Here is a 3,381-nt window from a genome sequence, read left to right as displayed (position 1 = left end):
GTCTCCGGTATTCAGGTTTGTCTTGGTCGATTAACCCTCTACCGGAGACCTCGCTCATTCAGTTGTCATGACACGCCAGGTGGGGCAGTGAATCCCTCGGCGGAACCACATTTGAAACACGGCCTAGGACGCGCTGCAGTGTCCAGGTCGGTGGCCCACACCACGGCATCGCCGTCCGCCGCGACGAGCACCGCCCCGATCAGGTCGAGGAGGGCACTTTCGTCATTGTCGATTCTTTTGGACAGAACTACAGCACCTGCTGCGGCGATCGCGACGCAGTGGTGGGCGCGTTTTCCGGCGTCGACGCCTACCGAGAGTTCGCTCGCGAAGTCCCTCCCGATCGGCCCTGTCGTGGTGCCTCCTTGCTTGACAGCCACGCCGGCACGTCCTACCCGCCAATCGGTGCGCGAGTCTCAATGAGTGGTTGAGCTGGCAGAAGGACAGCGGGTGCCATTCCCAGTGAGCCGTCGCTGCGGCAGGGAGACTCAGCCATGCCCGCTGTCCCAAGGAGGCGATCAAGACCCTACGTCCGGACCTCGATACCGCCTACCGCTACAACGTAAGGGAGGCGATCTCATCATCGACAAGGAAGGCCACTCTGCGATCGGCACCCTCGCCGAACGGCACAGCCGCATCGTCCGCGGTCAAGCCCCGGCAGGTGGTGTGTGACCTTGCCACGTGATTCCTCATCGTCGGATCAGGCGGTCAACGCGGGTGTCACCGTCTCGGCAGGCTCGGTGACGGTCTCAGCAGACTGGTTGCCGCGGGATCGGGCAAGGACGTCGAGGCCGAGATAGCGACGTCCTTTGATCCACTCGTCGTGCTGCTCGGCCAGCACCGCATGGACCAGTCGGATCAACGCCGTCCGATCCGGAAAGATCCCGACGACATCGGTGCGCCGCCGGATCTCCTTGTTCAACCGCTCCTTTATCCGGCCCTCGGGGCCGGATCAACCCCTAATGGTCGACTCGAGTCAGCGGTCGAGGCGATGGAGGTGGTCCGTCAGGGCGTCGGTGACGCAGTGGTGACGGGCGGCTTCCTCGAGCCAACCACGGTCGTGATGAGGTCACGACGGTCATGGCACCGGCTTTGAGCGTGCTCGTGGGCTGCCGACTGCTGATGGCGATACGTAGCCGATGTCGGTAGTACTGCACCTCCACAGGCTGTGTCTGTTCACTACTCCAGGTGGGAGCGTTTGGAAGTGTCGGTAGGAAGCCACGAGACTTCGCTGAGCCGCATCATCATGTGCACCGTGCGATCAGTCGGCGGGTGATGGCCCGTACGGTCCACGGTTGCCCTTTTCCGTAGGACAGCGGGATTCAAGATGGTTCGGACCGAGGCAGTTCGGACGCCGACCGACAGTGCGCGTCGAGTGCGCTGAGGTTGTAGGCGGCGAGTTCAGAGATTATACCGACGGGCGGCCTGGCCGGTTAACCGACCAGGTCCTCTGTGGAAGCGCACACAATGGGTGTCGCCGCACCACTTGGGCGAGCTGGTCGCACCTTCTCACTACATTCGTAAGTACACCCCTTCCCAAGGGTGCTTGGGACTGCTGCACGATCGGGTGACAGTTTCGGTCACGCAGCCTGTGCGGCTGGTGTGGTCATGATCGTCTCGAACTCGACAGGCGTCAATCTGCCGAGCCTGAGCTGACGTCGCCGGCGGTGATAGGTCCGCTCGATCCAGGTCACGATCGCAATGCGTAGCTGCTCGCGTGTGGCCCAACGCTGCCGGTCGAGGATATTTTTCTGTAGGAGCGCGAAGAAGGACTCCATCGCGGCGTTGTCGCCGGCCGCACCGACCCGGCCCATCGATCCGACCAGATCGTGGCGGGCGAGGGCTCGGACGAATTTCCGGCTACGAAATTGCGACCCACGATCGGAGTGGACCACACACCCGGCGACCGAGTCCCGCCGTGCTACTGCGGATTCGAGGGCGGCGACGGCAAGCCGGGACTTCATCCGATCACTGATCGAGTAGCCGACGATCCGGTTCGAGTAGACGTCCTTGACCGCACACAAGTAGAGCTTGCCCTCCTCGGTGCGATGCTCCGTGATATCGGTGAGCCACAACCGGTTCGGAGCCTCCGCGGTGAAAATGCGGCCGACGAGATCGTCGTGCACCGGTGGCCCGGAACGGCCGCTCTTCGAGCCACGTTTCTTGCCGAAGGAACTCCACCACCGGTTCTCGGAGCAGATCCGCCAGGCCGTGCGGTCCGACATCCGCTCACCGGCATCGCGGGCCTCGTCGGCGAGGAATCGGTAGCCGAACTCCGGGTCCTCGCGATGGGCGTCGAACAGGGCATTCGCCCGATACGCTTCCTCGAGTTCGGCGTCGGTGACCGGGTCGGCGAGCCATCGGTAGTAGGGCTGGCGGGCGAGCTCGAGGACCCGGCACGACACCGCGACGGGGATCCCGTCCGCGGCGAGCTGTTTCACGAGCGGGTAGAGCCTTTTCCCGGAAGATTCGCCTGCGACAGATACGCGGCAGCCCGGCGGAGCACCTCGTTCTCCTGCTCGAGCAGCCGGATGCGTTTACGTGCTTCCCGCAGCTCGGCGCTTTCACCGGCAGTGGTGCCGGGTGTGATGCCGTCCTCGACGTCGGCGGCGCGCATCCAGTTGGTCAGGCACGATTCGCTGATGCCGAAGTCCGCGGCGATCTGCCGCAGGTGCTGGCCCGGTTCGCGGTTGCGGGCCACACGGACGACGTCGTCGCGGAACTCTTTCGGATAGGGCTTGGGCACGGGGTCCATCCTTCCAGCAGTGCCTCACGGCACCACAGTTCAGATGTCACCTATCCGTGCAGCAGTCCCGTGCGTCCCTCGGCGTGTGTGACTGGTGGTGGGTGTGGGGGTTGTTGTGTGTTGTGAGCTGGGGTGATGGCATGTCCCGGTGTGGGGCCGGCGGTGGGGGGTGTGTGGGGTGCTGTTTTCGGCCTGTTTTTGAAATGTGTTGTGGCTCAATACTTGTTGTGAATCATGTTGGTGTGCAAGGTTTCACTGTTGTAATGCGCATGACTGTTCTGTGATATCGGGTTATATTCTTGGTGTGTAACGGAATTGGTGATTGGGAGTGTTTCTGTTCGTCTGGTGCTGTTCTGAGGTGTGGGGTATGATGGGAGCATGATGTCGGGACGGGGAGTCAGCAGCGCGGCAGTGGTGTGTGCGGCGCGCGTAGCGCGTCCCGGTCTGTCGATGCTCTCCGGTGTGGCATGTGAGGTGACGATGAAAAACGTTTGTTCACATGAAATCTCGCTGTCGAGCGGAGCGCAGCGACGCGGGCGACGGCAACGTGCACTGGACTGCCGCCGAGCCGCGCAGCGGCTCCTGAGCGGGGAGCGCAGCGACCCGCCCGGTCCCCGGCGCGGAGCGCCGGGGAGAGC

2 protein-coding genes and 1 pseudogene are annotated in these 3,381 nt (G+C 63.4%); all 3 read right to left on the bottom strand.

All coding sequences use genetic code 11. The features are described from left to right. Positions 1-65: 65 nt before the first annotated feature. On the bottom strand, positions 66-377 hold the full coding sequence (locus B9C99_RS26405; protein ID WP_088899791.1) for a transposase: 312 nt from the start codon (positions 375-377) through the stop codon (positions 66-68). A 320-nt stretch (positions 378-697) separates the two neighbouring features. Further along, positions 698-925 (bottom strand): annotated as a pseudogene (locus B9C99_RS25410) (transposase); the annotation flags it as partial. A 652-nt stretch (positions 926-1,577) separates the two neighbouring features. Next, a protein-coding gene (locus tag B9C99_RS25400; protein WP_088899792.1) for an IS3 family transposase occupies positions 1,578-2,743 on the bottom strand; the annotation gives its coding sequence in 2 pieces (ribosomal slippage) (positions 1,578-2,468 and positions 2,471-2,743; 1,164 coding nt in all). Positions 2,744-3,381 lie beyond the last annotated feature (638 nt).

The sequence above is a fragment of the Rhodococcus sp. BUPNP1 genome, from assembly GCF_002215235.1.
In the GTDB taxonomy this organism is placed as follows: domain Bacteria; phylum Actinomycetota; class Actinomycetes; order Mycobacteriales; family Mycobacteriaceae; genus Rhodococcus.
This window is presented reverse-complemented; position numbering and strand designations above follow the sequence as displayed.